This is a genomic window from Actinomadura sp. WMMA1423, assembly GCF_006547145.1.
Classification (GTDB): domain Bacteria; phylum Actinomycetota; class Actinomycetes; order Streptosporangiales; family Streptosporangiaceae; genus Spirillospora.
The window spans coordinates 4862823-4889651 of the sequence record NZ_CP041244.1 but is presented as its reverse complement, the minus strand read 5'-3'; the positions used below and the strand labels follow the sequence as shown (position 1 = coordinate 4889651).

General features: G+C 69.7%; 24 protein-coding genes, 1 tRNA gene and 1 CRISPR repeat array (1 of these 26 cut by a window edge). Of the genes, 6 read left to right on the top strand and 19 right to left on the bottom strand.

Annotation, left to right across the window (positions count from 1 at the left end; translation table 11 throughout):
- Window positions 1-20: 20 nt before the first annotated feature.
- A complete protein-coding gene (locus tag FKD65_RS22605) occupies window positions 21-1601 on the bottom strand; it encodes an IS1182 family transposase (RefSeq protein WP_141576383.1) in 1581 nt (526 codons plus the stop codon).
- A gap of 379 nt (window positions 1602-1980) precedes the next feature.
- On the opposite strand from FKD65_RS22605, the gene FKD65_RS22600 reads away from it, so the two are divergent.
- The gene (locus tag FKD65_RS22600) at window positions 1981-2718 is read left to right on the top strand and encodes a ZIP family metal transporter (protein ID WP_141579380.1); all 738 of its coding nucleotides are present in this window, start codon (window positions 1981-1983) and stop codon (window positions 2716-2718) included.
- A gap of 49 nt (window positions 2719-2767) precedes the next feature.
- Here FKD65_RS22600 and FKD65_RS22595 read toward each other — a convergent pair whose 3' ends face one another.
- The 4 genes from FKD65_RS22595 to dcd form a co-directional block, all read right to left on the bottom strand.
- The gene (locus FKD65_RS22595) at window positions 2768-3655 is read right to left on the bottom strand and encodes a glycine betaine ABC transporter substrate-binding protein (protein ID WP_141579379.1); all 888 of its coding nucleotides are present in this window, start codon (window positions 3653-3655) and stop codon (window positions 2768-2770) included.
- A 49-nt stretch (window positions 3656-3704) separates the two neighbouring features.
- The gene (locus FKD65_RS22590; protein WP_141579378.1) at window positions 3705-4637 is read right to left on the bottom strand and encodes a proline/glycine betaine ABC transporter permease; all 933 of its coding nucleotides are present in this window, start codon (window positions 4635-4637) and stop codon (window positions 3705-3707) included.
- Window positions 4630-5883: a glycine betaine/L-proline ABC transporter ATP-binding protein gene (locus FKD65_RS22585; RefSeq protein WP_141579377.1), complete on the bottom strand. Its 1254-nt coding sequence runs from the start codon at window positions 5881-5883 to the stop codon at window positions 4630-4632. Before FKD65_RS22585 ends, FKD65_RS22590 begins: the two co-directional genes overlap by 8 nt.
- A gap of 182 nt (window positions 5884-6065) precedes the next feature.
- A complete protein-coding gene (gene dcd, locus FKD65_RS22580) occupies window positions 6066-6641 on the bottom strand; it encodes a dCTP deaminase (protein ID WP_141579376.1) in 576 nt (191 codons plus the stop codon).
- A 79-nt stretch (window positions 6642-6720) separates the two neighbouring features.
- Here dcd and FKD65_RS22575 point away from each other — a divergent pair.
- Window positions 6721-6794: transfer RNA gene (locus FKD65_RS22575), tRNA-Gly, on the top strand.
- Window positions 6795-6882: 88 nt separating this feature from the next.
- Here the strand turns inward: FKD65_RS22575 and FKD65_RS22570 are convergent.
- The 9 genes from FKD65_RS22570 to FKD65_RS22530 all read right to left on the bottom strand — a co-directional run bounded on the left by FKD65_RS22570 (window position 6883) and on the right by FKD65_RS22530 (window position 13696).
- Window positions 6883-8238, bottom strand: a complete 1356-nt coding sequence (locus tag FKD65_RS22570; protein WP_141579375.1) for a site-specific integrase — start codon at window positions 8236-8238, stop codon at window positions 6883-6885.
- On the bottom strand, window positions 8238-8495 hold the full coding sequence (locus tag FKD65_RS22565) for an excisionase family DNA-binding protein (protein WP_205718221.1): 258 nt from the start codon (window positions 8493-8495) through the stop codon (window positions 8238-8240). The genes FKD65_RS22570 and FKD65_RS22565 overlap by 1 nt, the downstream gene beginning before the upstream one ends.
- Window positions 8492-9886 carry a replication initiator gene (locus FKD65_RS22560; RefSeq protein ID WP_368367126.1) on the bottom strand — a complete coding sequence of 465 codons (1395 nt, stop codon included), beginning with the start codon at window positions 9884-9886 and terminating at the stop codon, window positions 8492-8494. The genes FKD65_RS22565 and FKD65_RS22560 overlap by 4 nt, the downstream gene beginning before the upstream one ends.
- A gap of 99 nt (window positions 9887-9985) precedes the next feature.
- Window positions 9986-10273, bottom strand: coding sequence for a hypothetical protein (locus tag FKD65_RS22555; protein ID WP_141579374.1), 288 nt, complete (start codon window positions 10271-10273; stop codon window positions 9986-9988).
- A complete protein-coding gene (locus FKD65_RS22550) occupies window positions 10273-10689 on the bottom strand; it encodes a hypothetical protein (protein ID WP_141579373.1) in 417 nt (138 codons plus the stop codon). The genes FKD65_RS22555 and FKD65_RS22550 overlap by 1 nt, the downstream gene beginning before the upstream one ends.
- Before the next feature lie 17 nt (window positions 10690-10706).
- Window positions 10707-11561, bottom strand: coding sequence for a DUF2637 domain-containing protein (locus FKD65_RS22545; protein ID WP_141579372.1), 855 nt, complete (start codon window positions 11559-11561; stop codon window positions 10707-10709).
- Window positions 11561-11872, bottom strand: coding sequence for a hypothetical protein (locus FKD65_RS22540; RefSeq protein WP_141579371.1), 312 nt, complete (start codon window positions 11870-11872; stop codon window positions 11561-11563). Before FKD65_RS22540 ends, FKD65_RS22545 begins: the two co-directional genes overlap by 1 nt.
- A gap of 94 nt (window positions 11873-11966) precedes the next feature.
- Entirely contained in the window at window positions 11967-13307 is a 1341-nt protein-coding gene (locus FKD65_RS22535) for an FtsK/SpoIIIE domain-containing protein (RefSeq protein ID WP_141579370.1), read from the bottom strand.
- Window positions 13308-13321: 14 nt separating this feature from the next.
- Entirely contained in the window at window positions 13322-13696 is a 375-nt protein-coding gene (locus FKD65_RS22530) for a hypothetical protein (protein ID WP_141579369.1), read from the bottom strand.
- A 127-nt stretch (window positions 13697-13823) separates the two neighbouring features.
- On the opposite strand from FKD65_RS22530, the gene FKD65_RS22525 reads away from it, so the two are divergent.
- A complete protein-coding gene (locus FKD65_RS22525) occupies window positions 13824-14204 on the top strand; it encodes a GntR family transcriptional regulator (protein WP_141579368.1) in 381 nt (126 codons plus the stop codon).
- A gap of 39 nt (window positions 14205-14243) precedes the next feature.
- On the opposite strand, the gene FKD65_RS22520 is transcribed toward FKD65_RS22525, so the two are convergent.
- From FKD65_RS22520 to FKD65_RS22510, 3 genes are all read right to left on the bottom strand, one after another.
- Complete coding sequence (locus FKD65_RS22520) at window positions 14244-14429, bottom strand: hypothetical protein (RefSeq protein WP_141579367.1); 186 nt, start codon at window positions 14427-14429, stop codon at window positions 14244-14246.
- A 692-nt stretch (window positions 14430-15121) separates the two neighbouring features.
- Entirely contained in the window at window positions 15122-15349 is a 228-nt protein-coding gene (locus FKD65_RS22515) for a hypothetical protein (protein ID WP_141579366.1), read from the bottom strand.
- A 202-nt stretch (window positions 15350-15551) separates the two neighbouring features.
- Window positions 15552-15830 carry a hypothetical protein gene (locus tag FKD65_RS22510; protein WP_141579365.1) on the bottom strand — a complete coding sequence of 93 codons (279 nt, stop codon included), beginning with the start codon at window positions 15828-15830 and terminating at the stop codon, window positions 15552-15554.
- A 128-nt stretch (window positions 15831-15958) separates the two neighbouring features.
- Here FKD65_RS22510 and FKD65_RS22505 point away from each other — a divergent pair, with 128 nt between their 5' ends.
- From FKD65_RS22505 to FKD65_RS22495, 3 genes are all read left to right on the top strand, one after another.
- Complete coding sequence (locus tag FKD65_RS22505; protein ID WP_141579364.1) at window positions 15959-17047, top strand: hypothetical protein; 1089 nt, start codon at window positions 15959-15961, stop codon at window positions 17045-17047.
- On the top strand, window positions 17034-18197 hold the full coding sequence (locus FKD65_RS22500) for a hypothetical protein (RefSeq protein ID WP_141579363.1): 1164 nt from the start codon (window positions 17034-17036) through the stop codon (window positions 18195-18197). The genes FKD65_RS22505 and FKD65_RS22500 overlap by 14 nt, the downstream gene beginning before the upstream one ends.
- A gap of 83 nt (window positions 18198-18280) precedes the next feature.
- Window positions 18281-19252 carry an IS481 family transposase gene (locus FKD65_RS22495; protein ID WP_141579362.1) on the top strand — a complete coding sequence of 324 codons (972 nt, stop codon included), beginning with the start codon at window positions 18281-18283 and terminating at the stop codon, window positions 19250-19252.
- A gap of 164 nt (window positions 19253-19416) precedes the next feature.
- On the opposite strand, the gene FKD65_RS22490 is transcribed toward FKD65_RS22495, so the two are convergent.
- On the bottom strand, window positions 19417-23652 hold the full coding sequence (locus tag FKD65_RS22490) for a tetratricopeptide repeat protein (RefSeq protein ID WP_240810346.1): 4236 nt from the start codon (window positions 23650-23652) through the stop codon (window positions 19417-19419).
- A 21-nt stretch (window positions 23653-23673) separates the two neighbouring features.
- Window positions 23674-24003, bottom strand: coding sequence for a trypco2 family protein (locus FKD65_RS22485; protein WP_141579360.1), 330 nt, complete (start codon window positions 24001-24003; stop codon window positions 23674-23676).
- Between the two features lie 1452 nt (window positions 24004-25455).
- Window positions 25456-26829: a CRISPR direct-repeat array (repeat unit 37 nt; unit sequence GTGGCGCCCGCCCTCACGGGCGGGCGAGGATCGCAAC) (it continues 151 nt past the right edge of the window).

The window sequence follows — 26829 nt, the reverse complement described above, 5'->3', positions numbered from 1 at the left end:
GCCGGACAGCCCCTGTGTGGTCATGCTTCGGCCGTGGACAGGTGCCAGGTGCCGTTGGTTCGGGTGAGTCCGAGGTTGATGAGTCGGCGGAGGTTGAGGACGGCGGCTCGGGTGTGGAGCCAGGCGTCGGCTTTGATGGTGCCGCGGTGGCGGAGGCGGCGGTTGCCGTGGTGGACGAGCCAGGCGACGGCGCGTTCGACCGGTGGTCTCCAGCGGCGGTAGTCGGCTTGCCAGGCCGGGTCGTGGGCCGATTGGCGGCGGGCGGCGGCTTGGAGGTCGTGGTGGGGGCGGATGGTCAGGATCCGGCCTGCCTTGGCGTTGGTGCACCGCTCGCGCAGGGGGCATCCGGTGCACCGGTTCCCGAACACGGCTTTGCGCTGGTGGTGGCGTCCGCCGGGGTCCGATAAGGGGGCGGTGTGCCCGGCGGGGCAGGTCACGGTGCCGTTGGTGGTGTCGATGGCGAAGTCGTCGAGGGTGAAGCCGCCGGGGACGGCGGGCCGCAGCGGGGCGGGCTTGATGAACAGCCGGTGCCCGGCGGCGGTGAGGGCGTGGCGGGCCTGGCCGGTGGAGTAGGCGGTGTCGCCGAACACCTGCACCGGGGTGTCCTCGCCGGCGAGCAGGTCCAGGCCGACGAGGGCCTCGTGGTGGGCGGCCCCGGCGCCGGGCCGCAGGGCCACCGCGGTGAACAGGCCGGTTTCGGGCTCGACGGCCAGGTGGGCTTTGAAGCCGTCCTGGCGGTGGCTGCGGGTCTTGTGGACGTGCCGGGCTTGGGGGTCGACGGTCGAGATCACCCGGTCCGGGGCGGTGCCGTCGGTGATGCGCCAGCGCCCGTCGCGGCCGTCGGACCCTTCGGCCGGTTCGACGTCCTGCCCGGCGACCAGGGCCAGCAGGCCCACCGCGTTCGCGGCCCGCTCGCCCAGTTCCTGCTCGGGCAGGTGCCCCAGCAACCTGAGCGCGTCGGTGACCAGGGCGTCCACCAGCTCGGCGCGGGCCTGCTCGTCGTTCCAGGCGATGCGCGGTTTGCCCGGGTCGGTGTAGTCGTGGGCGGTGCACGCCGCCGCGGCCACCTCGGCCGCCCCGGGGACATGGCGGATCACTGAGCGGACGGCGGCGATCAACTGGGTGACGGTGTCCTGGGTGGCGACCGCATCGTCCAGCACCGTGGAGTCCAGCGCACGGCGATGCCTGCCGGTGAGCACCCCGGTCGCCCGCACCACCTCCCGCACGGCCTCGAAGATCCGGTCGGGCCGGGCCGAGCGTGCCAGCCGACGGCGGAAGTAGGCCAGCAGCGACGCATCGAACGCGGTGTCGTGCAGGCCCAGCCCGCACGCGGCCTTCCAGCGCAGGTCACACCGCAACTCCTGCACCGTCTCAGAATCCGACAGCCCGTGCAGGGCCTGCAAAGTGATCGCCGCGGCCAGGATCTGCGGCGGCATCGACGGCCGCCCGTTCGCCGACGGATACATGTCCGCGAACATCACCGCCGGGAACAACGCGCCACGGTGCTCGGCCAGGAACGCGAACACGCTCCCCGCTGGGATCAGCTCCCGGCACGTCTCCCACACATCCGGACCGACCGTCTCCCCGGCCCACTCACCCATCACCACACCACAACACACTGGCCCCGCCGCATCCGCGGCGGGACCAAAACCCCAAGATCTTCAGCAGTCTTCTAGGCAGTGTTTCGACAGTCCCGGTCCACTTCGCTCGCCTGGCGGCTCGCTGCGTGGCCGTGCCTGGGCGAACGCGGCATCGCTTCGCGATCTGCCCGGTGCGGCTCGCCTCCGGCTTCACCGCACCGGCCAGGTCACGCGTTCGCGCGCGTGGCCGAGGCCACTTCGCGACAGCCTCCCTAGGCACCGTCCGCTCGGTGAGTCGCGCGGGCCGGCGCGACAGGCGAGCGGACGGCGGCCCCGCCGGCGGCGTCCCGCTCGCCGTCGGCGGGGGTTGGGGCGGCCGGTGCGCTGGTAGGACCCAGGGATGGCCGTGCTCGTGTCCGTCCTCGCGTTCCTGATGACGCTCGCGGGCGGCCTCACCGCGATGCGGGTCCGCGACCACCGGCACCTCGTCCTCGGCCTGGCGGGCGGGCTGATGCTCGGGGTCGTCGCGTTCGACCTGATCCCCGAGTCGCTGGAGCTGACCCGGCACCGCCCGTTCGGCGTCCCCGCCCCCATGATCGGCTTCGCGGCGGGGTTCGTGCTGCTGCACGTCGTCGAGCAGGCGGTGGCGATCCACCGCGCCCACGAGGAGGAGTACGCGCCGCACGAGCACGTCCACGGCTCGGGCTCCGGCGGACTGCTCGCCGCGCTCGCGCTCGTCCTGCACAGCATGGTGGACGGCCTGAGCATCGGCTTCGGATTCCAGTCCGGGACCGAGACCGGGGTCTTCGTGGCGCTCGCCGTCGTCACCCACGACTTCGCCGACGGCTTCAACACCTTCACCGCCGCCTCGCTGTACCGCCGCGACCGGCGCCCCGCCGTCCTGCTGCTGCTCGCCGACGCCGCCGCCCCGGTCGCCGGCGCCGCCATCGGCACGGCGGCGACCGTCCCGGACGCCGTCCTCGGCCCCTACCTCGGCGTCTTCGCCGGCGTCCTGCTGTACCTGGCCGCCGCCGAGATCCTGCCGGAGGCGCACAGCGTCCACCCGCGGGTCATGACCCTGGCCGCCACCGGGCTCGGGCTGGCCGCGGTCCTGCTCAGCGTCGGGCTCGCAAGCTGAAGAGGGCCGCCCGGAGACCGGACGGCCCTCTTTGGGAACGTTCCCAGACTCAGCCCGTCAGCGACGTCGCGTAGCTCTGGTTCGACTTCAGCCACTCGTCGACCGCCTGGTCCGGCTTGCCCTTGTACTTGTTCTCCATCAGGTCCTCAAGGGAGCCGAGCTGCTTGTCGTCCATCTTGAACTTCTTCAGCCAGCCCGTGACCTCGGGCTGGTCCTTGCCGAAGTCCTCACGGGCGACCGTGTAGATGCCGTCCGGCTTGCCCATCGCGCCCTTCGGGTCCTGGAGGTCGCGGATGGGGTACTTGGTGTACGCCCAGTGGGGGCGCCACAGCGTGACGACGATGTCCTTCTTGGCGTCGATCGCCTTCTTGAGCTCGGTCAGCATCGCCGCCGTCGACGACGTCGTGACCTTGTACTCGTCCTTCAGGCCGTACGCGGGGAGCATCTTCTCCTGCGACACCCGGTACAGGCCGGAGCTCTTCTCGATGCCGACGATCTTGCCGCCGTACGCGCCGCCCTTGCCTTTCAGGTCGTCGAGCGTCTTCAGCGGGGAGTAGTTCGGCACCGCGATCGTCAGCGGGGCCGCGTCGTACCAGGCGCCGACCTTCTCCAGCTTGTCGCCGTACTGCTTCCAGTAGTCCTCGTGCGTGCCGGGGAGCCAGGAGTCCACGAACAGGTCGACGTCGCCCTTCGACATGCCCGCGTAGAGCGGGCCCGTGTCGAGGGTCTTGACGTCCACCTTGTAGCCCTTGTCGGTGAGGAGCCGCTTCCACAGGGCGGTGGCGGCCTCGCCCTCGGCCCAGCCGGAGACCATGCCGATGGTGATCTCCTTGTCGTTCCCACCCCCGCCGGAGTCGGAATCACCGCACGCCGCGGCGCTCAAACCGAGCGTCAGCGTCATCGCGGCGACCGTCAGGCCCTTGAACTTGAGGCGCATGCCCATCCTTTCGTTCGCTTACAGGGGGATATGTGGGGGGAGAGGGAAATCAGTTGGACGTGCCCGCGGCGGAACCGGCCGCGACGCCGACGGGGAAGGTGTCGGTGGCCCGGCGGCGCTGGAACAGCGCGCGCAGCATGCCCGGGCCATCGCCGAGGGCCCCGGTCAGGCGGTCCAGGTAGATGGCGAGGACCACGACGGCGACGCCGCCTTCGAAGCCCTTGGCGACGTCCACCCGGTTGATGCCCTCCAGCACCTCGCCGCCGAGGCCGCCCGCCCCGACCATGCCCGCGATGACGACCATGGACAGCGACAGCATGATCAGCTGGTTGACGCCGGCCATGATCGACGGCATCGCGAGCGGGATCTGGATCCGGGTCAGGATCCGGCCGGGGGGCGTTCCGAACGCCTCGCCCGCCTCGACCATCTCCGGGTCGACGCCGCGGATGCCGAGCTCGGTCAGCCGCACGCCGGGGGGCATCGCGAAGATCACGGTCGCCACCACGCCGGGCACCGCGCCGATGCTGAAGAAGAAGATCGCCGGGATCAGGTACACGAACGCCGGCATCGTCTGCATGAAGTCGAGGACCGGCCGGACGATCCGGCTCACCATGTCGCCCCGGGCCGCCGCGATGCCGATGGGGATCGCCACGACCGTCGAGACCAGCGCCGACACGAGCACCAGGGCCAGCGAGTCCATCGCGGGCTCCCACAGCTCCATGCTGTCGACCAGCGCGAACCCGAGGATCGTGAACAGGCCGAGCTTCCAGCCGCTCACCACGAGCGCGATCAGGGCCAGCACCAGCGTCAGCCCCAGCGGGGGCAGCAGGGTCAGGACGCTCGTCAGCCCGTCCACCGACGCCTCGATCGCCGAGCCGATCCCGTCGAACAGCCACGCCAGGTTGTCGGTGCACCAGTTCACGAGGGTGTCGAACCACTCGCCGACCGGGATCCGGGGCAGCTTCATCGCCGCGTCACTCATCGCCGCCACCTTCCTTCGTCAGCGCCAGTTCCGGCTCGTCCTCCTCGACCAGCTCCTCGACGCGGGAGTTGATCGCGCCGAGCGCCGCCAGCAGCGTCACCCGGGGGATCACGCCGAGCAGCGTCCCGTTCTCGTCCGCGACGGGCACCGGCAGGTCGCTCTCGGCGACCCGCACGAACAGGTCCGCGACCGGGGTGTCCGGCGCCACGGGCTCCGGGTCCTCCGGGTCGATCAGGCCGTCGAGCGTCTGGACGTTCTCCTGCACCGCGTCCGCGATCACCGTCGCCCGCACCCGTCCGACCAGCCTGCGGTCCCGCCCGACCACGAACGCCGCGGAGGTCTGGTGCTCGCGCATCGTCCGCAGGGCCGTCCTCGGCCCGGTCGACGCCGGCACCGTGACCAGCGGCTTCTCCATGACCGAGGCGGCCGTCAGCACTCTGGTACGGTCCACATCCGCGACGAACTGGGCGACGTAGTCGTTGGCCGGGTCGGTGAGGATCTCCTCGGCCGTCCCGATCTGCACGATCCGTCCCTCCCGCATCACCGCGATGCGGTCGCCGATGCGCATGGCCTCGTTCAGGTCGTGGGTGATGAAGACGATCGTCTTGCCGAACCGGCTCTGCAGATCGAGCAGCAGGTCCTGGACCTCGCGGCGGATCAGCGGGTCCAGGGCGCTGAAGGCCTCGTCCATCAGGATGATGTCGGTGCCCGAGGCGAGGGCGCGGGCGAGTCCCACCCGCTGCTTCATCCCGCCCGACAGCTCCCCGGGGAGCTTGCTCTCCCAGCCTTCGAGACCGACCAGCGCCAGGAACTCCCGGGCGGTCCTCTCTCGTTCGTCCTTGGGAACGCCGCGGACCTCGAGCCCGTACGCCGCGTTGGCAAGGACCGTCCGATGGGGGAACAGCGCGAAGTGCTGGAAGACCATGCTGACCTTGTTCTGCCGAAGCGCACGCAGCGCCTTCGGCGGCAGCTTCGCGATGTCCTGGCCGTCGATCTCGACACTTCCCGAGGTGACCCCGAGCAGCCCGTTCAGCATCCGGATGAGGGTCGACTTCCCCGACCCCGACAGGCCCATGACCACGAAGATCTCGCCCTGCCGCACCTCGAACGTGGCGTCCACCACGGCCGGTGTGACCCCGAGGCCGCGGAGCTCCGCCAGGTCGGCGCCCGCCCTGAGTTTCCGCTGTGCCTCCGCCGTCCTACGGCCGAAGAGCTTGGTAACGCTTTCCGCGCGGAGTACTGACACGATCTCCTTCCGGGTTCCCACGTCGATGCGCGGAAACGGGTCGCCTAGTCCGTCCAGGCGCCCGGGCCTCACGTAAAGAGGCTGTCAACCAGACGCCATGCCTGTGCGTCGCCCGAAACTACCCGGCCGGAGAACATGTTTCATCTTTCGGTGACTTCCGTCACTTTCGGGTAACGAACCGACTACACTTTCGTGCGGTGAAAGTTCTGGTACGACCGCGAAGGCGTGGGCCCCCGCTGGTCCTGGTACCGCGACCCGTACTTCGCCGACCCGTAGGGGTACTCCGCCGGCGAGCTCGTCCGGAACAGGCACATCTGCCCGATCTTCATCCCCGGCCACAGCTTGATCGGCAGCGTCGCCACGTTCGACAGCTCCAGCGTCACGTGCCCGCTGAAGCCCGGATCGATCCACCCCGCCGTCGAGTGCGTGAGCAGCCCCAGCCGCCCGAGCGAGCTCTTGCCCTCCAGCCGCGCCGCGAGATCCTCGGGCAGCCCGAACACCTCGTAGGTCGAGGCCAGCACGAACTCCCCGGGATGCAGCACGAACGCCTCCTCGGCGTCCACCTCCACCAGCCGCGTCAGATCCGGCTGCTCCACAGCGGGATCGATGTGCGGATACCGGTGGTTCTCGAACACCCGGAAGTACCGGTCCAGTCGCACGTCCACACTGGACGGCTGGACCATCACCGGCTCATACGGGTCGATCTTCACCCGCCCGGACTCGAGCTCGGCCCTGATATCGCGATCGGAGAGCAGCACCCCAGAAAGCTATCCCACGCCACGCCCCCACCGACGATCCGGTACAGTATCCAAGGCGCGGCCCCCTGCAGGCCGCCACGCGGGTGTAGTTCAATGGTAGAACTTCAGCTTCCCAAGCTGACAGCGCGGGTTCGATTCCCGTCACCCGCTCCACTGAGAAGGCCCAGGCCAGGGACATGATCCCCAAACCTGGGCCTTGATTGTTCTCGGTCGTCTTCGCAGCCGGGCCATTAGCGGGCCATTAGGCCACCGGCACCAGCATCCCGCCCGCTCCGCCGTCCTCGTCGTCGTCCTGGCCCTCGTCGTCGCCGCGCTCTTCCCGAACGAGGGCATCGAGGCCGTCAGCGATGATGCGGTCACCCTTGGCCGACCGGTGTTGGTAGCGCAGCGCCGCCCGCTCGTTGTCGTGGCCCATGCGCGCCATCAGGTTCTTGGTCGAGACGCCCATGTCCGCGGCGAGCTGGTTACCGGTGTGCCGGAGGTCATGGAAATGCAGGTTCGGGACGCCGAGCGCATTCACCACGTGCCGCCAGTTGGTGACCTTGTTGAACCCGCTACGGCGCAGCGGCCCGCCCTTGAGCCCCGTGAAGACCAGGGCGTGAGGCTCCTTGCCGGTGTACTTGTTCAGGTGTGCCGTCAGGTGGGGGACGATCGCGGCCGGAATGGTGACCGTCCGAACCCCCGCCTTGGACTTCGGCGGCCCGAGCAGCATCTGACCGTTCGCCCGTTCCACGTAGGCGTGACGAACCCGGACAGTGCGCGCGGTGAGGTCGACATCGCAGCGACGCAACGCCGTGATCTCGCCCCATCGCAGGCTCGCGAAGGTGGCGAGCGGGATGAACGCCCGCAGTCGCTCGTCACGGACCACGTCAGCGTGCCCGTCCTCAGCCATCTTCCACAGCGCCCGTTCCGCCTCTGCACGAGTGGCGAAGGTCTGAGAGAAGCGCCGCACGAGCCCGCCTTTGACGCGGTAGCGGAGCCGGTACTCACCGGAATCCAGTTTGCGGAAGTTGCCGACCGGACGCACGCCGACCCGTTCGGCCAGCTCGAAGACTTGGGCGACAGTGAGCGTCGGCCGCTCTTCGGCGTGCTCGGTGCCGGCGCCGCGTACCTGGCAGGGATTGCGTGAGAGCAGCTTGTCTTCCACGACCGCCGTCATCAGGATGGCCCGCAGCAGTCGGTAGGCCTTGGCGCGGGAAGTAGCCCCGACCCCGGTGTTAGCGAGGGTCGTCAGCCACTCCCGGACCATTGGCGTGCTGAGCTTGCCCAGGTGCACGCCGCCGAGGTGGGGGGTGATGTGCTTGCGAAGCAGCCACGCATACAGTTCCCTCGTGCGCGGCCGGAGTGTCTGACGCTGTTCGATCCACAGTTCGGCGTAGGCGCCGAGTTGGACCTTGGCGCGTTCAGGGTCGGTCCATGTCCCGCTGAGCATCTCCGCTTCGATTAGCGTCAGGGCGCGTTCGGCGTCCTTCTTGGTGGCGAACGTCTTGGGTGCGGTGCGCATACAGCCGTCCGGGCCGGGATAACGGACCTGGTAACGCCCGCTCTCACGCTTGCGGATGCTGCCGAATCGGCGGTGGCCGTCTCTGTTCGCCATTAGGCAGCCTTCCAGACGTCGGACGTGGTCATGGGCTCGACAAGGCCGCCCGCGATGTACTCGCGGAGGGCCGATTCGGGGATGCGGACGTGTCCGCGCCTGCCCGGTTCACCGAGGCGGACGAAGCGGATCCGCCGTTCTGCGATGAGCCGCCGCGGGAACCGTTCGGAGGTCGACAGGACCTCGGCCGCCTCAGCGACGGTCAGCAGTCGTTCGCCCAGGTTGATCTGGGACACCTCAGGCTTTGGCTTGCTCATGCGGCCTTCCTGTCTGTCGATGCGGGAGGCGGTAGGGGTTTTCCGGTGAGTGCGGCGGTGACGAGCGCTTCGCCGCGTGTAAGGCCCTGGCTGTGGAACCGCCATTCGCCGATGGCGAGGATCAGGTCAGGGTCCTGGTCGTCGGGCGGTTGCCAGCCGGGGAACTGCTCGCGGACGTAGGCGATGCGCGCGGCCCGCAGTGCGCCGAGGGTGGTGGAGTAGCGGCGGGACTTGGTCGAAAAATGGCCCCGGAAGCCGAGCATGTGAGCCCAGTGGACGAGGCGGAGATCCTCGAACGCCTCCAGGGCACCCAAGCGAAGGCATTCGCCGATGAGCCGCCGGGCGTGCGGAGTGATCGGAAGCCCGGCCAGGTCTTCGGCGGGATCGAGACGCCGGTCGAGGGTGCCGACGCATTCAGCGGCCTTGGTGGCGTACTTGGCGATGTAGCCCGCTACGGCCTGCTGCGTGAGCGACCCCGAAGACGAGACGGCCCGGACGTCGACCTGCGCACCCCAGGTCAGGGACCGCGCCGGGTTGCCGGGTGCCGCCGGAGTGGTGACCGAGACGGCGCCGGCTGCGTGCCGGACGGCGTCCTCCAGGAGCGCCACGTTCGCCCAGCCGGGCGGAGGCGAGGCAGGGCCGCCGGGACCGTCGAAGCGGATGATGGCGTGGAAGTGCACGACGCCCCGACGCTGGTATTCGGCGACCTTGGCGAAGGAGACGGCCAAGGTCTCGCGGAACTCCTTCTGCGTCAGCCCGGCCGACTTGGCGAGGTATCGGCGCAGCGCCAGCGTGAAGCGCCGCCACAGTTCCGGCGCCATGGCGTTGAACAGCACCGACCCGGCGTAGTCGTAGCAGTCGGGGCACAGAGGCTCACCCAGCCGGGGGTCGTCCTGCCCGTGGCGGACGCCGCAGGAGGCCACCACGCCATGGGGGCACGGTGTAGCGCCCCGCCGGGGGTGGCAGCGTTCGACCCGTCCGCCGTTGCGCACCCGTCGCGTGTGGACGGGACCGAACGAGGGCGCCGTCAGCGTGACGAAGGCGGCCGGGTGACCGGACACGCTTTCCGGGATGCCTTTGCCGCCGGCCAGGCCCGCGCGGATGAGCTGGTAGGTGTCGGCCCGGTAGATCTCGGCGCAGGCCGGGCAGCGGGACGCCCGCCGGGTCTTGCAGGCCACCGGGAGGGCGCCGTCAGGCTCGGTGTCGGTGGAGTAGCTGTGCAGCAGTTCCCCGGTACCGGTGTGGACGTGTTTCACGGTGCCGGTCAGGAACACCGGCTGCGCGCAGCCGCCGGTAGAGCGAGCACGAGCGGCCCAGCGCTCGAAGTCGGGCCGGTCGATGATCTTCGCCATCAGCCGGGCGTCCTGCGGAGTGAGGACCGGGTGGGGCACGATGAAGGGGTCTCCTTACCGATTCGTGCGGATGAGGGGACGGCCCCCGACGTGACGGCGTGACTTGGCGGTTGAGCGGTCACGCCGGGGGCGCTTAGATCACTGGCAGTGGCCCAGCCCCGAGCAGTGCGGGCAGGTGTCGCCGTAGGAGTCCAGGCCCGTCCCGCCGCAGTTGCAGCACTGCCACCACTGGCCGAACGAGGCGGGCAGCCGCGGGAAGGTGACGGCCGATCCGGTCGCGGAGTCCTGCGCGGTCACCTCGTCGGAGCCGCAGGCCGAGCACGAAGGGCCGCCCCGCAGCGCGAGCAGGTTCACCCAGTGCAGACCGGCGGCTGTGACGTTGCAGGCCCGGCAACGAAGCCGCCACGACGTGTTCTGGTCGCTCATCAGGCGGCCCGCCCGGCGTCCCCGTCGTTGTCCTGGTCGGGGTCGAGGCGGATGTTGTCCTGGTAGCTGTCCTGGGCGCGGTACTGGCGCCGGCGCCGTTCGGGGATGTGGTAGATGCGGTAGGTGATACGGCCGAAGGTGCGCTCAGCGCTGTAGTGACCGTCCCGGCGGGTCTCGTCAGAGACGTCGACTCCCAGGAGGGCCGCCGCGCGGTCGACCAGCGCCGCCGCAGAGTTCTCGTCTGCGGCCCGTACGGGGATGAGGAAGTCGTGGCCGTACTCGTTGACCGCGACGGCGGGGTTGGCTTCCAGGAAGTCGGCCAGAGCCCGCAGGCCGCTGACGACCTGGTGCCGGGCGAACAAATCACCAGGCACGAGCGGAGACGGGCGGCCGGCCGGATTGGTGTGGGTGGTCATGGTGAATCCCTCCAAGGTCAGGAGATGGGCGCGGTTTCTTGGGTGCGGATCTGGCGGAGCAGATCGGAGGCGAGTTGGTTGGACACCCCGAGACGAGCGCGCAGTGCGTCACGGGTGATCGGGCGTCCGTGTCGGCTTTGGTGTTCGGTGGCGACGCGGCGCGCGAAGTCGACCAGCGGTCCGGCCGCCCCCGACGACGAGGACGAGGACGACGAAGCAGACGGAGCCAACGCGGACTCGTCGGCAGGGACCGGGATGGAGGTCTGGCCGTCCTCGTCGTCCTGGGCACCGTCGCGGTTCCGGTCGGTGGCGGACGAGACGGCGGCGGACTCAGGCCGGTCGGTCTCCCAGACCACCCACGGTGATGAAGACGGGGACGAGGGTGAGGACGGGGAGTCCGACGAGTCGGCCGGGGACGAGGACGGGGACGGGTGGCCGAAGGAGTCCGGGACGGCCAAGACGCCCGAGACGGACGAGTCCGCCGCCGCACGGCTGCCGGCCTTTCGGCGCTCCAACATGGAGACCGCGACCAGGAACGCGCCCGCCGGAGTGCCCGCGGTGATCCAGCCCCAGACCGAGGGGTCGGCTTGGGCGAGGTTGGCAGCCAGGGAGAGCAGGATTCCGCCGACCAGGACGAGGGTCGGCCACGACAGCCGCGCCGTGTCGCGCCCGGTGCGCTTGTCCCGCTGCCGTTCGCCCGCCGCCATGACGCAGGTGAGGTCGATGCAGACCGCGATGGCCCAGGCCATCCACCCGCGTTGACCGTGCTCGGTGGCGGTGTCGCGGATGTGGGTGAACGATCCGGCCGCCGCGATCCCGGCCAGGACCACCACCGGCCCGGAATCGGCCACCGCCCCGGCAAGCCGCCGCATCACGCCGCCCGCCGGTCGGTGACCAGCGCGAGCAACGCCACCAGCTCAGGGTCACAGTGGTGGACGTCGGCCCACTCGTCGGCCCGAGTAGGGGACGAGGAGGCGAACGAGTCGGCGCACTGCTGGCAGCGTGCGATGTGCAGGGAGCGGAACTCGTCCCACTCGATCCCGACCGGCCACACGTCCCAGGACGACACCGCCCCCGACCGGGACGACCCCGAGGACGAGGACGAGAACGACGAGGACGGGGACGGGACGGCGACGAACCGGGGGCGAGGACGGGGACGAAGGGCGCGGACGCGGACGACCATCGGGCAGCCTCCAACGATTTCGGGTATGGGTCGGGTAGGGACGTGGCGCGGATCAGGGCTCACGCCGAGCCGGGAAGGCGGGAGGGAGAGGCGGTTACGCGGCCGGGTTGATGGCCGGGACCGAGCCGACGAGGGTCTCCCAGGCGGGGGTCAGGTGCGCGTAGTCGCGTGCGGCTTGTTCGGCCTCGTGTTCAGGGACGTAGACCGACCGGGCACGGTGCCACGAACCGTCTTGCCCGGCGACGATGCACACGCCCGGAGTCTCGGCCGCGATGGCACGGGCCGCATCGAGGGCGGCGGGGTCGAGGTCGCCGAGGGCCATGTTGGCGGTTTCGGGGTCGTTGACCCGGTGGCAGACCCGGCCGGACAGTTGAGCGCGTAGTGCGGTGACGCCGGGGCCCAGGTCGGAGCCGACGCGTTGCCCGCAGACGACCAGGTAGACCGCGAACGCCCGCCCGAGCTGGGCGACTCGGAGCAGCGCGGTAGCGGTCTTGGACACTTCCTCCTTCTCGCTCTTGTCGGCCATGAGGAACAGTTCGGCGACCTCGTCCACCAGGACCACCACGGGCACCGGTCGCAGATTCTCCGGCAGCGTCCACACGTTGCGCGCCCCGTGCGCTCGGCAGGTGGCCATGCGGTTCTCGACCTCGCCCACCAGGTCCGCGAGCAGGTCGACGGACTCTTTGCGGGTGGTGGCCAGCGCTGACAGGCGCGGGGCGTAGGGGGTGAACTCGACCCCGCCTTTGAGGTCGAAGCCCGCCAGGGCGACCGGTTGCGGCGCCAGGCCCTTGATCAGGGCGTTGGCCAGGTTGGACTTACCGGACTGCGTCGCGCCGACGTTGAGCCAGTGCGGCACGGTGCGGAAGTCGATCACCCAGTCCCGGCCGTTCTCCAGCTTGCCCGGACGCACGGTCAGCAGCTCACCGGTTCCCGGCTCGGTGACCACATCAACCAGCGGGTCACGCATCGTGGCCCACAGGGTGACGAAGCCGGGCCGCACGTCGACCACGCGCACCGAGTGGACGCGCCAGGCGTGCGCGATCCCCTCCGCGGCTTTCTCGTAGTCGGCGGGGACTTGCCCGTCGTGCAGGCGCAACCGCATACGCCACCCCAGCCGGGTAGGCCGGAGCACGCCGAGGCGCGGGGAGCGTTCGACGTCGACCCGCCGCACCCGCCGCTTGTGCTCCACCACCGTCGCAGCAGAGCGCGAAGCAGGCCCGACCACGGGGATAGCGTCCAGGGTGAGGCGGAACCGCCGCCGGTTGCGGGTCAACTTGCAACCCGAGGCCACGTGATGCCACGTCAGGTAGACGAGGACCGCACGGGCGGGGAACGCGACGCCGTACCAGAACGACACCGGGTGATACCGGCGCCAGGCCCAGAGCCCGGCCGCCGCAGCGGCCAGGGCCCCGAGCACCAGGACGAAGTCAGTCATGACGGTGGCCCCGTTCAGGCCACGCCCGCCGGAGCGGACGCATCCGACGCCGAGCCCGACGAGGGGACGGCCGAGATGGGGGCGATGCGCTCAGCGCGGTAGGCCACGCCCCACCGCTTCTCACCGCCCAGGACCGCTTCCCACGGGAACGCCACGAGGCCCACCGGGGTCACGACCTCCCCGATCGTCACCGACTGATCGCCGGTCACCGCGACGTTGAGCAGGTCCACCCGCCCCATCGGGTCGGCAGCCGACAGACCCACCGTGAACACCGTCTGGCCGTTGCGGTCCGTCTTGACCTCGCCCGTGTCCTGGTTGACCAGCTTGGGACGCGGGGGCGAGACGCACACGAACGTCAGTGCCGACACGTCTACCGGAATGTTGCGCACGAGCCCTCCAGAGCTTGCGTTGTCTTGTCTACATACAAAGGTACCTAGGTATGTGGCGAAGTCAAGCGCCAGACCGCAATCGTCCACAGATACCTAGAGACCTAGGCGCAGGCGTACACTGCCTGACATGGCAAAAGGCCCGGTAGACCGACGCAAGCCGTACGTGCGCATCGCTGACGATCTGCGCCGCGACATCGCGTCCGGTGTCTATCCGGTGGGGGAGACCCTGCCGCCGGGCGCCAAAATCGCCGATCAGTACGGCGTCTCAGGGATGACCGTCAGCAACGCGATTGCCGTACTGCGCGAAGAGGGTCTGGTCACCACACGGCAGGGCGCCAGGGGCGCAACGGTCATCGCCACCCCGGACACCCGCGAGGCCGGCGACACCCCGCCAGAGCACAGCGAGGAGTTCCGGCTCCTGTTCTCGCAACTCCAGGAGATCCGGGGTCAGCTCCGCAGCCTCAGCACCCGGCTTGACGACCTGGACGAGCGAACCAGAGACCTCTAGACCAAGCCGCACCATCGACGCCGCACAGTTTGCAGCGTCTTACGGCCACGGCCACCCGTTGGGGTGCGTGATGGCCATGACCAGCTCTGGGGGCGAGGCCGCTTCCACCAGGCGCCACCCGTCCTCGCAGCGCACCAGCGCCCACAACGACCGGGTGTAGCGCCCCCGCCAGCACACGACCCCGAAACCTTTGGAGATCTCGGCCAGGGCCGCCCCGGTGTCCATCAGGCCCCGCCCGTCCCCCGCAGAGAGCGCGCCGCAGCCACCCACTCATCCAGCGACGACGCCACCCGCGAAGCCCCCAGGCCGACATCCCAGCACGGTGCCAGCAGCACCCCCCTACTGGAGCGGAACCACCACCCGCCATCCCCGCGGACCACGGTCACGCTCTCGCCCAGACCCGCAACGCCGGGGAAGTACACCCGCAACATGGGCAGAGTCTCGGCATACCGGCGCTCCACCCGCCACCCGCGCCGCCGCAGCACCCGCGCGAGCCGGTTCAACTGCCGCCGCGCCAGCCACGGCCGAGGCAGCACGGCAGGTACACCCGGGGGTAGGAGCACCCGCCGCGCCGCCTCAGCCTCCCAGGCCGCCCTCAGGTCGAAGGCGGCCCCGTCCGATGATGGCGGGGGAGTCCACGCCACCATCACCAGGTCCTTTTGATCACTGGGCGCCCCGCGCGCTGCCGCTCCTCGGTAAGCGCCGCACGCAGCGACGCCGAGTCCGGCCGGATGACCGTCGCATCGATGCCGGCGGCCGGGTCATGCAGCGTGGCCACCCAGTCGCCCGGACGGCCGTCCCACCGCCGAGCCCGCCAAATGCGGTGACCGGTGAACTCCTCCCGCAACCGACGCAGCGCCGGGTCATCGCCACCCGCACCCGCCCCCGCCGCAGGCCCTGACGTGGAGTCGCCCATCTCAAGCCGCCCCCGTCTCGTGACTCGGTTCGGCAGTACCGGCCCGGTGAACCCGAGAGGCGATCTGCCGCGCCCGCGCGTGGAGTTCATCCAGTTCCGCCGTGATCTCGGCGAGTTCCGCAAGCAGGATCTGACGCTCTTCTTCGGTCAGCCCGACCGCCTTCTTCCTGGTCATCGATTCGCGTGCAGGGGTGATCGGGACGACGTCGGCCCGCCGGTCGCCGGTCATCGAACGTCCCCCTCAGCGGTGAACCGCACGAGCCGCGTGCGCAGCTCTGCCGCGCTCTGCCCATACAGCGCGCCCCACTCCGACCGTTTGGCAGCCCACCGGCCGGACGGCTCACGAGTGATCAGCCAGCCGGGGAAGTCGGCTTCCAAAGCGTCCTGTAGCCGTCTGATCAGCGCCGACGTTCCGAAACCGGTAAGGCCGTTCACGACGTCACCGCCTCGACCTCGCCCGGACGGACCTGTTCGGCGATCCGGCGAGCGGCCCCAGGGATGTCGTTGACCGGGTGCTGGCGGTCCGCCTGATTCCAGGAGAAGTACCGCCCGGAGTAGCTGACGAAGACCCACACGAAGACGCCGCGCACGTCGGTGCAGACGGCCAGGCCCGCGACGTCCTCACGGACCTCGGACCGGACCTCGTACTCGGTCAGCTCAGCCCGCAGACCCGCCAGGATTTCGATCTGAGGAGTGGTCTCGGTGTTCACACCCCAAAGGTGGCCGGGAGACACGTCACGTCGCATTACCGCCTGCGTCGCATCCAGGACGGATCGCTCTCGTCTTGTCTCGTCTGATGCTCGTCTCGTGTTACGTTCCTGCGGTCGGAAGGTTGGTGATGGCGAATCCCCCCGTACGGCTCAAGGTCCTACTCCGCGAGAAGCACTGGCAGACGCACCAGACCTTTTGCGTCGAATACGACAAAGCGGCAAAAAGCATTGACCCGGCACTCGTCGGCAGTTGGCCCAGCCGGGCGCAGTTCCACCGCTGGCTGAGCGGCGACCTCAAAGGGCTCCCGTACCCCCATCACTGCCGCGTGCTGGAGAAGATGCTTCCCGGCTGGACGGCCGACCAGCTCTTCGAGCCCTGCCCGCCGACCGAGTCCAACCAGCCGCAGAGCAACCCCGACGAGCCCATGGCCCCCGACGTCGCCGAGCTGCTCACCACCCTTGAGCACCACATCGACGCCCCCGACACCGGTGAGATCAGTTGGGGCGCGACCTCCCGCGCCATCCCGGCCGCCAAGGCCCGGCTATCTGGCACCGCCAGCGGCCACGCCCAGGACCTCGGCCGCCGACTCCTCCAGCTCCAGCGCGACCGCCGCCTGAACGACGCCGACATCACCGAGCTGGCCGGCCTGTCCGGTCACGTCGTCGAGCTGGCGAAGACCATCGACATCGAGATAGCCGAAGACGGCGCGGCACGGCTGGAATACCGCTTCGACATGCTGAACCTCGGCGACAAGCCGCAGGCCCGCGTGTCCCGCGAAGTCTGGTTCGAGCACACCACCGGCCCCCTGGTCATCAAGCCCATCCCCGACATTGACCGGCGCATCGCCATCCAGCGCATCCACGACACCACCAACCTCGCCAAGTTCGCCTTTCAGATCTCGCCGCCCCTCAAGCCGGGGGAGTGGGCCCGCGTCGGCTACGTCTGCGAGGCCGGGAAGTTCGACCTGAACCACTACTGGCGCGAGTCGATGCCGCGCTACTGCCGCCGCTACGAGATCCACGTCCGGCAACGCGGCGTCGACCTCGCAGGATGCACCGCCACCGAGGAACATCCCGACGGTTCGGAGAACTCCGCCACCGATAGCCTCGTGTGGGACATCGACGGCAAGGACGCCGTGATGACCCTGACCCGTGATCACCTGCGCCCGAACCAGGCCGTGACGCTGCGCTGGGAGCCGATCCGTGAACCTGCGTGACGAGATCGAAACGACCCTGCGAGCCTGGCACGCCTACGAGACCGGCCGCGGATCGGTCGCCGTCATCGACTTCGACTGCGCCCCCACCACCACACCCACCGAACCGGCCGACAACCGCCTTGCGGTCTACCAGCGCCTGACCGACCTACGTGCCCGCACCGTCGAGGCCGGAGCCGCCCGTCTCACCGCCCGCCTTACCGCCGATCTGGCCTACCTTGGTGCACTGCTGGGCGAACATCCGCCATTGAACGACTACGTCCAGGCCACCCAGGGATGCGCCGCCGCCGGATGGCAGGACGGCTACATCACCCACCGCGGCGAACAGGCCCGCCAAGCACTCGAAACCCTGGGCATCGGATGGGGCCCCGACACAGCCCGCGAACTCAACGCAGTCGAAGGCCCGATCGAGATTGACGAGGCCCCCGACGCGATCCGCCAGGCCGCCGCCGACTACGAGCCCGCCGTCCGCCAGATCACCGGCAGTCAGGCCCCGTTCAACCTCACCGTAGAGACGACCGAGGTTGACGCCTACTGGGCGTACTGGCTGGACGGCGCCGGCGACCAGGTCCGCCTACGCCTCAATCTCCGCCGCGCCAGCTTCACCAAAGTGGCCGCCCGCCAGTTCGCCCTACACGAGGTCCTAGGTCACGGCCTCCAGGGCGCGAGCTGGTCGGCCCGAGCCGCAGCCCATGAAGTCCCCTGGGTCCGCCTGATGTCGGTCCACGCTCCCCAACAGGTCCTCTTGGAAGGGCTTGCCCAGGCGCTCCCTCTGTTCATCGCTCCCGATGACGAGCTTCTGGCCACCCGCACCAAGTTCGACCACTACAACCAACTCGTTCGTGCCGAGCTGCACATAGCCCTCAATGAGGGTTCCAGCGTCACCGAGTTGGCCGACCATGCCCGCTTCCGTATGCCCTGGATCAGGGACGCAGCCATAGCCGACCTGCTCACCGACAGGGGAGCCAACCCTCAACTCCGCTCCTACCTGTGGGCCTACCCAGCCGGACTCGACTGGTTCGCCAACCTCGCCGAAGCCGACAAGCCCACCAGGACAAACGTCCTACAGGCCGCCTACCGCGACCCGCTAACCCCGAGCGAGCTGGAAGCCCTCTGGCCAGCAGGCCCAACCATCGGCGGCCAAGCCTCCTGAAACCAAGATCATCTGGCCGCCAGTCCTCTAAAACTGACGGTCATCGTTGACACCTGGGTCTCCGGCCAGTACGGAGATCATCTATGTCGACCCCCAGCCCGCAGACCGACCGCCCCACCCCTCCGCTTGACCGTGAGGCCAAGCGACGCCTGGCGGTCATCCGCCACGTCGAGGAGGTCACCGGCAACGTCGCGATGACGTGTCGGTACTTCGGGATCAGCCGGCAGGCGTACTACATCTGGTACCGCCGTTACCAGGCCGAGGGCATCGAGGGCCTGCGCACTCGTTCCAAGCGCCCCAAGACCAGCCCGAACGCCACCCACGTCGAGGTCGTCGGGAAGATCATCTACCTGCGGCAGAACTACCACTTCGGCCCGGAGAAGATCGCGATGTACCTCAAGCGGTACCACGACGTCACCATCTCCAAGTCCGGCGTGTGGCGAATCCTCAAGCGCCTGGACATGGGCCGACTGCCGGCCTCGCAGCGCTACAAGCGCCACGACAAGCGCTGGAAGCGCTATGAGAAGCAGCTGCCCGGCCACCGCGTCCAGATCGACGTGAAGTTCATCGAGCCCATCGGCGGCGTCACCACCGGCCGCCGCGGCGGCCGGAACAAGTACTACCAGTTCACCGCCATCGACGACTGCACCCGCCTGCGTGTGCTGCGCATCTACCCCCAGCTCAACCAGAAGACCGCCATCCAGTTCCTGGACTACGTGCTGTCCCGGCTGCCGTTCCAGGTCGAGGTGATCCAGACCGACAACGGGGCGGAGTTCCAGTCGGCGTTCCACTGGCACGTGCTGGACAAGGGCATCGCCCACACCTACATCAAGCCCCGCACGCCACGGCTCAACGGCAAGGTCGAACGCTCCCACCGCATCGACGCCGAAGAGTTCTACCGCATGCTCGACGGTGTCGTCATCGACACCGCCGAGATCTTCAACGACAAGCTCCGCGAGTGGGAGGACTACTACAACTACGATCGACCGCACGGCGGCCTCGGCGGCCAGACCCCTTACGAACGCCTCAAGCAGAAGACCCAGGCCCAGGCGTAAACGATCATCGTCGGTCGCACATCTGGCCGCCAGTCCGCCGGATGAGAACTTTCTTTACGTCTTCAAGGGCGCCCGCTACGCGGCCGCCGCTGGCTCGCCCGCGTCGGGCATGCGGCCTCTTCGGGCCGGTCCCGACGCGAGCGGCCAGCTCTGCATCGGGGATGCTATCGATCGAGCTCCTGGGCTTCCCGGCGTGCTTCTTCGGCCTCGTCTGACCGGTTTAGCTCAGCAAGCGTCCCCGCCAGAATCCTCAGAGAACGTGCCAGGGCGGGCAGGAAGGCGTCCGGGCGGGCGTTGGCGAGTCGCCGGCGGATCTCTACCGCTTCGGTGATGGCCTCCAGGCCCTCCTCACGCCGTCCCAGCTCTCCAAGATCGACTGAGAGGTTGTTCAGGCTCCCGGCCAGGTCGGGCAGGAAGGCGTCCGGGCGGGCGTCGGCGAGTCGCCGGCGGATCTCTACCGCTTCGGTGCTGGCCTCCAGGCCCTCCTCGCGCCGTCCCAGCGCCCCAAGATCGACCGACAGGTTGTTCAGGCTCCCGGCCAGGTCGGGCAGGAAGGCGTCCGGGCGGGCGTCGGCGAGCCGCCGGTACACCTCCACCGCTTCGGTGATGGCCTCCAGGCCCTCCTCACGCCGCCCCAGCGCCCCAAGATCGACCGACAGGTTGTTCAGGCTCATGGCCAGGTCGGGCAGGAAGGCGTCCGGGCGGGCGTCGGCGAGTCGCCGGTACACCTCTACCGCTTCGGTGATGGCCTCCAGGCCCTCCTCGCGCCGTCCCAGCGCCCCGAGCCGGACCGACAGGTTGTTCAGGCTCATGGCCAGGTCGGGCAGGAAGGCGTCCGGGCGGGCGTCGGCGAGTCGCCGGCGGATCTCTACCGCTTCGGTGACGGCCTCCAGGCCCTCCTCGCGCCGTCCCAGCGCCCCGAGCCGGACCGACAGGTTGTTCAGGCTCCCGGCCAGGTCGGGCAGGAAGGCGTCCGGGCGGGCGTCGGCGAGCCGCCGGTACACCTCCACCGCTTCGGTGATGGCCTCCAGGCCCTCCTCGCGCCGCCCCAGCTCCCCAAGATCGATCGACAGGTTGTTCAGGCTCCCGGCCAGGGCGGGCAGGAAGGCGTCCGGGCGGGCGTCGGCGAGCCGCCGGTACACCTCTACCGCTTCGGTGATGGCCTCCAGGCCTTCCTCGCGCCGTCCCAGCTCCCCGAGCCGGATCGACAGGTTGTTCAGGCTCGTGGCCAGGGCGGGCAGGAAGGCGTCCGGGCGGGCGTCGGCGAGTCGCCGGCGGATCTCTACCGCTTCGGTGATGGCCTCCAGGCCTTCCTCGCGCCGTCCCAGCTCCCCGAGCCGGATCGACAGGTTGTTCAGGCTCGTGGCCAGGGCGGGCAGGAAGGCGTCCGGGCGGGCGTCGGCGAGTCGCCGGCGGATCTCTACCGCTTCGGTGATGGCCTCCAGGCCCTCCTCGCGCCGTCCCAGCTCCCCGAGCCGGATCGACAGGTTGTTCAGGCTCATGGCCAGGTCGGGCAGGAAGGCGTCCGGGCGGGCGTCGGCGAGCCGCCGGTACACCTCTACCGCTTCGGTGCTGGCCTCCAGGCCCTCCTCGCGCCGTCCCAGCGCCCCAAGATCGACTGAGAGGTTGTTCAGGCTTGTGGCCAGGTCGGGCAGGAAGGCGTCCGGGCGGGCGTCGGCGAGTCGCCGGCGGATCTCTACCGCTTCGGTGATGGCCTCCAGGCCCTCTTCGCGCCGTCCCAGGTCCCCGAGCCGGTTCGACAGGTTGTTCAGGCTTGTGGCCAGGGCGGGCAGGAAGGCGTCCGGGCGGGCGTCGGCGAGTCGCCGGCGGATCTCTACCGCTTCGGTGATGGCCTCCAGGCCCTCTTCGCGCCGTCCCAGCTCCCCGAGCCGGATCGACAGGTTGTTCAGGCTTGTGGCCAGGGCGGGCAGGAAGGCGTCCGGGCGGGCGTCGGCGAGTCGCCGGCGGATCTCTACCGCTTCGGTGCTGGCCTCCAGGCCCTCCTCGCGCCGTCCCAGCGCCCCAAGATCGACCGACAGGTTGTTCAGGCTCCCGGCCAGGTCGGGCAGGAAGGCGTCCGGGCGGGCGTCGGCGAGCCGCCGGTACACCTCCACCGCTTCGGTGATGGCCTCCAGGCCCTCCTCGCGCCGCCCCAGCTCCCCGAGCCGGACCGACAGGTCGTTCAGGCTCCCGGCCAGGTCGGGCAGGAAGGCGTCCGGGTCGGTGTCGGCTTGCTCCCGGTAGTGCTCTGTGATCCTTTGACTGAGGTGAGCCGCGTACTCGGCGAGAACATGGCTTGGGTGGGGAAGGCGATCGGCCAGCCTGGTCAACTGGTCGACAGGAGTGGCCGAATCGTCGGCGATCTCGCCGAGAGCATCAAGCAAGGGCCGGGGGGCTTCGACCTGCGTCGCCACCTGCGCCGCCGGTATCGCCAGAGGTGCGGAATGGTCGGTGACCAGCCGGGCAAGCGAGGAATTCAAAGCCCCGGCGAAGACGGTGTGTGCGGCGGCTCGGGCGTACACCGTCAGCAGTTGCGTGGCCTGTTCCGACGTGCAGGCCTCGACCAGGCGGGCGGCAAAGCCTGGATCGGTGTGCAGGTGCCGGCCGATGAACCGTTCGGCTAGCCGGTCCGGTTCCAGCGTGCCCCACGGCCGAGCGGGCGCGGGGGGATACAGCGAGGCGATCCACTCGCGGACGCTGTCCCGGCGGTCCCGCGGCTGATCGGCCAGCCCCGCAACGCGGCACAGCAGCGCATCGGCCTGGTCACGATCCCCCGCACTCACCAGCACACCGGCAGCCAGCGCATCGATCAGGGTGCCCCAGCTCAACGACTGGTCCAAACCTCGTGCTGCGGCGACCTTGCGCCAGTAACGCCGCTCATGGATCAGTAACCGGTCCTCCACTCCACCAGACCCAGCCCCGCCAGGATCCAAACCGGCAAGGTTGCGCGCTGCCCCACCGGCGTTACCGGCATTACCGGCGCCGGGGTGGGCCGCATCCAGCAGATCGGCCAGCGCCTGCATCTGCACCGTCAACGCCGTCACCAGCCCCGTAGGTGCCGGATCCCTCACCCGTTCGGCCAGCCCGGCCCAGTCGATGCCTTGCTGGCCCGGCAGCGCCGGCAGCGCCGTCCCGAACGCCTCCACCGCCTCCCGGTAGGCCTCACCCCGCCCGGCCGGATCGGCGTCCACCACCGGCAACCGGGTGACGACCGCCGAACCCAGCAACGCCTCGGTGGCCGAGGAGGTCTCCTGAACGCTCTGCCACCACGAGTCCGCCGTGCGGGCCAACAGCAACACCCGGATCGGGCTCGCCCCGCCATGCCGGGCGATCGCCTCCACCGCGGCCGCCACCTGCCCCGGACGGGTCTCGGCATAGTCGACAATCAGCAACAGCGGCACCGCGGCATCCTTGAGCCCGCTCACCTCCGCGGCGTCCCGGCTCAACCACAACACCACCCAGCCCGCCGCCGACAACTCCCCCGCCAGCCGGGCCGCCACCCGGGTCTTGCCCTGCCCGCCAGGGCCATGCAGCAGCCACACCCCACACCCGCCCGCCCCGGTCCCTGAACCGGCCCACGAGCGCAGCTTTGCCAGCAGTTCGGCACGGCCCCGAAACGGCGCCACCTCTCGACGCGCCCGCAGCAACTCCGCCGGCGACCCGGTCAACGCGCCCGCCGGAGCCACCTCGCCCACATCGGCCAGCCCAGCCCACTCCACCGGCTCCAACACCGGCACCGGACCCAGCCCCCGGTCCGCCAGCTCTGCCAGTGCCGCCCGGAACCCCGGGTCACGGTGCAGCACATACGCCGGAGTCGCCTCCAGCCTGCCATGGCCCCATCCGGCCGGATCGGCCGCGATCACCCCGACCAGCAGATCATCACAAAACAACGCCGCACCCGACAGACCACCCCACGGCGACCCATCCCCACCCCGCGCCCCATCCCCGTCCCGCGGGGCAGGCTGATCCAGGCTCACCAGATACCGGTCACCCACATACCGGTCACCCGGATTCAACGTCCCCGACGGCTGCAACATCTCCGCCCCCCGCCCGGGACGCTGCACCACCTCCGGCAACCCGCACGTTACACACCTGATCCCCGGCCGATGGGTCACCGTCCGGCCCCACCGCACCCCCGCCCCCGCAGGCGGAACCCACCCCGCATCGGTGATGCGCAGCAACGCGGCATCATCCCGACCGCCCGGCGCCCCCTGCCACAGCACCACTCCCGCGAACCGCCCGGCACGGCCCGGGAAGAACACTTCCACCGCGCCGCCAACACCGCCGACCACATGCGCCGAGGTCAGCACCAGACGCTCACCCAGCACATACCCCGACCCGGGCGCCTCCGGCCCGGTCACCCCCACCACCCGCCGCAGATCCATACCGCTCCCGACCACCAGCGCCAACAGCTCTCCCGGTCAGCGGCCGATATGCCCCTCCACCGGCCCCGGTCCCGCCGGACGGTCCACTCCGCCCGCGATCAGCAGATCACCGCCATCGGCGCGCTTGGGCGTCAACGCCACCTTCACCCGGTGCGTCCGCCCCCGAGCCACCCCCGCCTCCGCGCCCCCCGACACCACCCACGCCTTGAACCCGAACTTGGCCTTGGCGTCAGTCCGCAACTCCACCGCGAACTCCACCTCGATCGGCCCCACCACGAACGCCACATCCTCGCCCGCACCCCGCGCCGCAGCCTCCAGCAACTCAGCGCGCACTACCGCGACCGCGTCCGCTAGCTCGATCTCCATGACCGCCCCTATCCCCTTCTGCAGCCCGGTTCCGCTGAACCCGGCGCCCATAGGACCACACAGCGTAAAGAACCCTGCCCCACAAGAAGCACCAAAGCCCGATACCGGCCACCCGCCCAGGCACCACAGCCACACCAGCGAGCGCGAAGCGGGGGCCTCGCAGCCCCCAGCCCCCCGCGAACCGGAGCACTCATTCGCGCGGTTCTGTCTGTCACACCCTCGTACCGTCCGCGCGAACGAGCACTCCGGACCGGTCGCCGCGAAGAGTTCAGGTTGCTAACACGGGCGCTAACAACGGTCCTGGACAAACTTGGACGAGCATGGAATCGACGAGCACCCACTACGCCCGCCAACCAGGTCAGAAGACGCATCTGGACGAATGCGGATCTTGCTCTTGAGACTCGTAATGAATCGCTCTACGGGCTTAGCCCTACGATCGCCACAGCCTGGCTGAGGAGGTTGGGGGGTTGGGGGCGATCGCTGCCGCGCGGCTTCCGGTGCTCGGGCCGTGGCCGGCCCTGCGCTCCGGGTCCGCTTGCCCTCGGACGATCGGGTGCTGTCGCCGTTCCGATCGGGGTCGAGGGGCCGCAGGTCAGGGGGTACAGCGGCGGGCCATTAGCGGGCCATTAACCAGGGTGATCGAGGGGTACTCACGGTCACTTGCGGTACGGCGTGACGCCAGGTCAGGGGCACCAGCAGGCAGGTTCGGGACTATTCCCAAGCTGACAGCGCGGGTTCGATTCCCGTCACCCGCTCCAGTGTTTCCGCAGGTCAAGCTACCTGATTCGGACTTATAGATCTTGAATCAAGATCTTCTATCACTCATCTATCACCCTGGACGTCATGCGACCGGTGCGCATGAACCGCCCCTCCGACGACCCACCTGTCACGCTGGAGACGCCCTCGTGCCGGGCTTCGCGGCGATCCGTCGGCTTCCGAACCGTCCCCTATGCACAGTCTCGCCCGGCTCCCTGCCCGTCCCGCGGACAGTCCTGGATCGGTTGCCCAGCCGGCACTCTCAGCCATGCTCGCCATGCGGTTGGCTGGCCGATTTTCGGACTCGCAGGCTCCGTTGCCTGTCGCCCTCGACGCGATGGGTTTCTAGGCGCGACCACAGCCCTTGCCGAGGTTGTCGACGTAAGAGCTGAGGCGGAGGATGGTCGCTTCTGGCGAGTGTTAAGGCGCTGAACTAACGTCGTACGGTCTGCGATGGTTGAGGCGCTAGACCGTGAACTCTCCTGCGCTCCTCGTCGGGACCCTGCGCCCTCTGCGTCTTCGATCACAAGACACACCTGCAGCTGTGCATCGCCTAGCTTCGCGGTACTTCGGAACCATGAGTGAGCACAGAATGCCAAGGTGGTTCCGAAGAACCTATGGGAGCCTTTGGGGTATTCGCGTAAGTCCATCTCGTAGCTGATTCACTACGGTGAGAAGTAACAGCTGTTCAGATGGGTGGCGCCCGCCCTCACGGGCGGGCGAGGATCGCAACCTCGTTCACAGTGTGCTCCGCCAGGTCGCCGACGCCGCGGCCGTGTGGCGCCCGCCCTCACGGGCGGGCGAGGATCGCAACTCGATCCGGCGGCGGACCCGCTCCACCGACGCGTGGCGCCCGCCCTCACGGGCGGGCGAGGATCGCAACCTCAGCCACGGGGACCGACCTTCGGGCGGCCGAACGAGGGTGGCGCCCGCCCTCACGGGCGGGCGAGGATCGCAACCAAGGATGACGGGCCAGGGCACGGCGCCGGTGGGGCGGTGGCGCCCGCCCTCACGGGCGGGCGAGGATCGCAACGACTTCACTGCGGCGGTTCAGGTCGTCCCGGTCATCAGTGGCGCCCGCCCTCACGGGCGGGCGAGGATCGCAACACCATCTCCACGCCCGGAGCCGACGCACGGCCGGGGTGGCGCCCGCCCTCACGGGCGGGCGAGGATCGCAACGACCTGTGCGCCGGCGGCCGACTGGTCTACCGCCAAGAGTGGCGCCCGCCCTCACGGGCGGGCGAGGATCGCAACATCGCTTCGGCCGGTATCGGAGCTGCTGCAGGCGTGGCGCCCGCCCTCACGGGCGGGCGAGGATCGCAACAGCCGGATCCCCGCGATGCCGACACCCGAGGCCGCCGTGGCGCCCGCCCTCACGGGCGGGCGAGGATCGCAACAGGTACAGGGCCTCGTGTGGCTCCAACTCGGCCAGGTGGCGTCCGCCCTCACGGGCGGGCGAGGATCGCAACATCACCGGCACCGACCTGGACGACGTCAGCGGCGGTGGCGCCCGCCCTCACGGGCGGTCGAGGATCGCAACTTGTAGTGCATGGCAACGCAGTAGTCGCCGTCCACGGGTGGCGCCCGCCTTCACGGGCGGGCGAGGATCGCAACAGTGAGGACGCGTGGGAGGATGCTCCTCCCGTGCGGCTGCGTGGCGCCGCCCTGACCGGCGGGCGAGGATCGCAACCTGCCCATGTGGGTTCAGCGCAGCAAGCGACTCCCCAAGTGGCGCCCGCCCTGACCGGCGGGCGAGGATCGCAACGAGCCTAACGGGGGAACCACAGACTCCCCTTGATTGGATGTGGCGCCCGCCCTCACCGGCGGGCGAGGATCGCAACCCGGAGGTCCGGGAGGACACGGGCGGGTACCTGGTCCCCGTGGCGCCCGCCCTCGCCGGCGGGTGAGGATCGCAACGACTACCACGCGATGTACGCCACGGAGCCGACCGCCTGGAGTGGCGCCCGCCCTTGCCGGCGGGTGAGGATCGCAACGACTACCACGCGATGTACGCCACGGAGCCGACCGCCTGGAGTGGCGCCCGCCCTTGCCGGCGGGTGAGGATCGCAA

Coding starts and splice junctions, on each gene's coding strand:
- FKD65_RS22605 (WP_141576383.1), bottom strand. CDS start 1,601: ATGGGTGAGTGGGCCGGGGAGACGGTCGGTCCGGATGTGTGGGAGACG.
- FKD65_RS22600 (WP_141579380.1), top strand. CDS start 1,981: ATGGCCGTGCTCGTGTCCGTCCTCGCGTTCCTGATGACGCTCGCGGGC.
- FKD65_RS22595 (WP_141579379.1), bottom strand. CDS start 3,655: ATGCGCCTCAAGTTCAAGGGCCTGACGGTCGCCGCGATGACGCTGACG.
- FKD65_RS22590 (WP_141579378.1), bottom strand. CDS start 4,637: ATGAGTGACGCGGCGATGAAGCTGCCCCGGATCCCGGTCGGCGAGTGG.
- FKD65_RS22570 (WP_141579375.1), bottom strand. CDS start 8,238: ATGGCGAACAGAGACGGCCACCGCCGATTCGGCAGCATCCGCAAGCGT.
- FKD65_RS22565 (WP_205718221.1), bottom strand. CDS start 8,495: ATGAGCAAGCCAAAGCCTGAGGTGTCCCAGATCAACCTGGGCGAACGA.
- FKD65_RS22555 (WP_141579374.1), bottom strand. CDS start 10,273: ATGAGCGACCAGAACACGTCGTGGCGGCTTCGTTGCCGGGCCTGCAAC.
- FKD65_RS22550 (WP_141579373.1), bottom strand. CDS start 10,689: ATGACCACCCACACCAATCCGGCCGGCCGCCCGTCTCCGCTCGTGCCT.
- FKD65_RS22545 (WP_141579372.1), bottom strand. CDS start 11,561: ATGCGGCGGCTTGCCGGGGCGGTGGCCGATTCCGGGCCGGTGGTGGTC.
- FKD65_RS22540 (WP_141579371.1), bottom strand. CDS start 11,872: ATGGTCGTCCGCGTCCGCGCCCTTCGTCCCCGTCCTCGCCCCCGGTTC.
- FKD65_RS22535 (WP_141579370.1), bottom strand. CDS start 13,307: ATGACTGACTTCGTCCTGGTGCTCGGGGCCCTGGCCGCTGCGGCGGCC.
- FKD65_RS22525 (WP_141579368.1), top strand. CDS start 13,824: ATGGCAAAAGGCCCGGTAGACCGACGCAAGCCGTACGTGCGCATCGCT.
- FKD65_RS22520 (WP_141579367.1), bottom strand. CDS start 14,429: ATGGACACCGGGGCGGCCCTGGCCGAGATCTCCAAAGGTTTCGGGGTC.
- FKD65_RS22515 (WP_141579366.1), bottom strand. CDS start 15,349: ATGACCGGCGACCGGCGGGCCGACGTCGTCCCGATCACCCCTGCACGC.
- FKD65_RS22505 (WP_141579364.1), top strand. CDS start 15,959: ATGGCGAATCCCCCCGTACGGCTCAAGGTCCTACTCCGCGAGAAGCAC.
- FKD65_RS22495 (WP_141579362.1), top strand. CDS start 18,281: ATGTCGACCCCCAGCCCGCAGACCGACCGCCCCACCCCTCCGCTTGAC.
- FKD65_RS22485 (WP_141579360.1), bottom strand. CDS start 24,003: ATGGAGATCGAGCTAGCGGACGCGGTCGCGGTAGTGCGCGCTGAGTTG.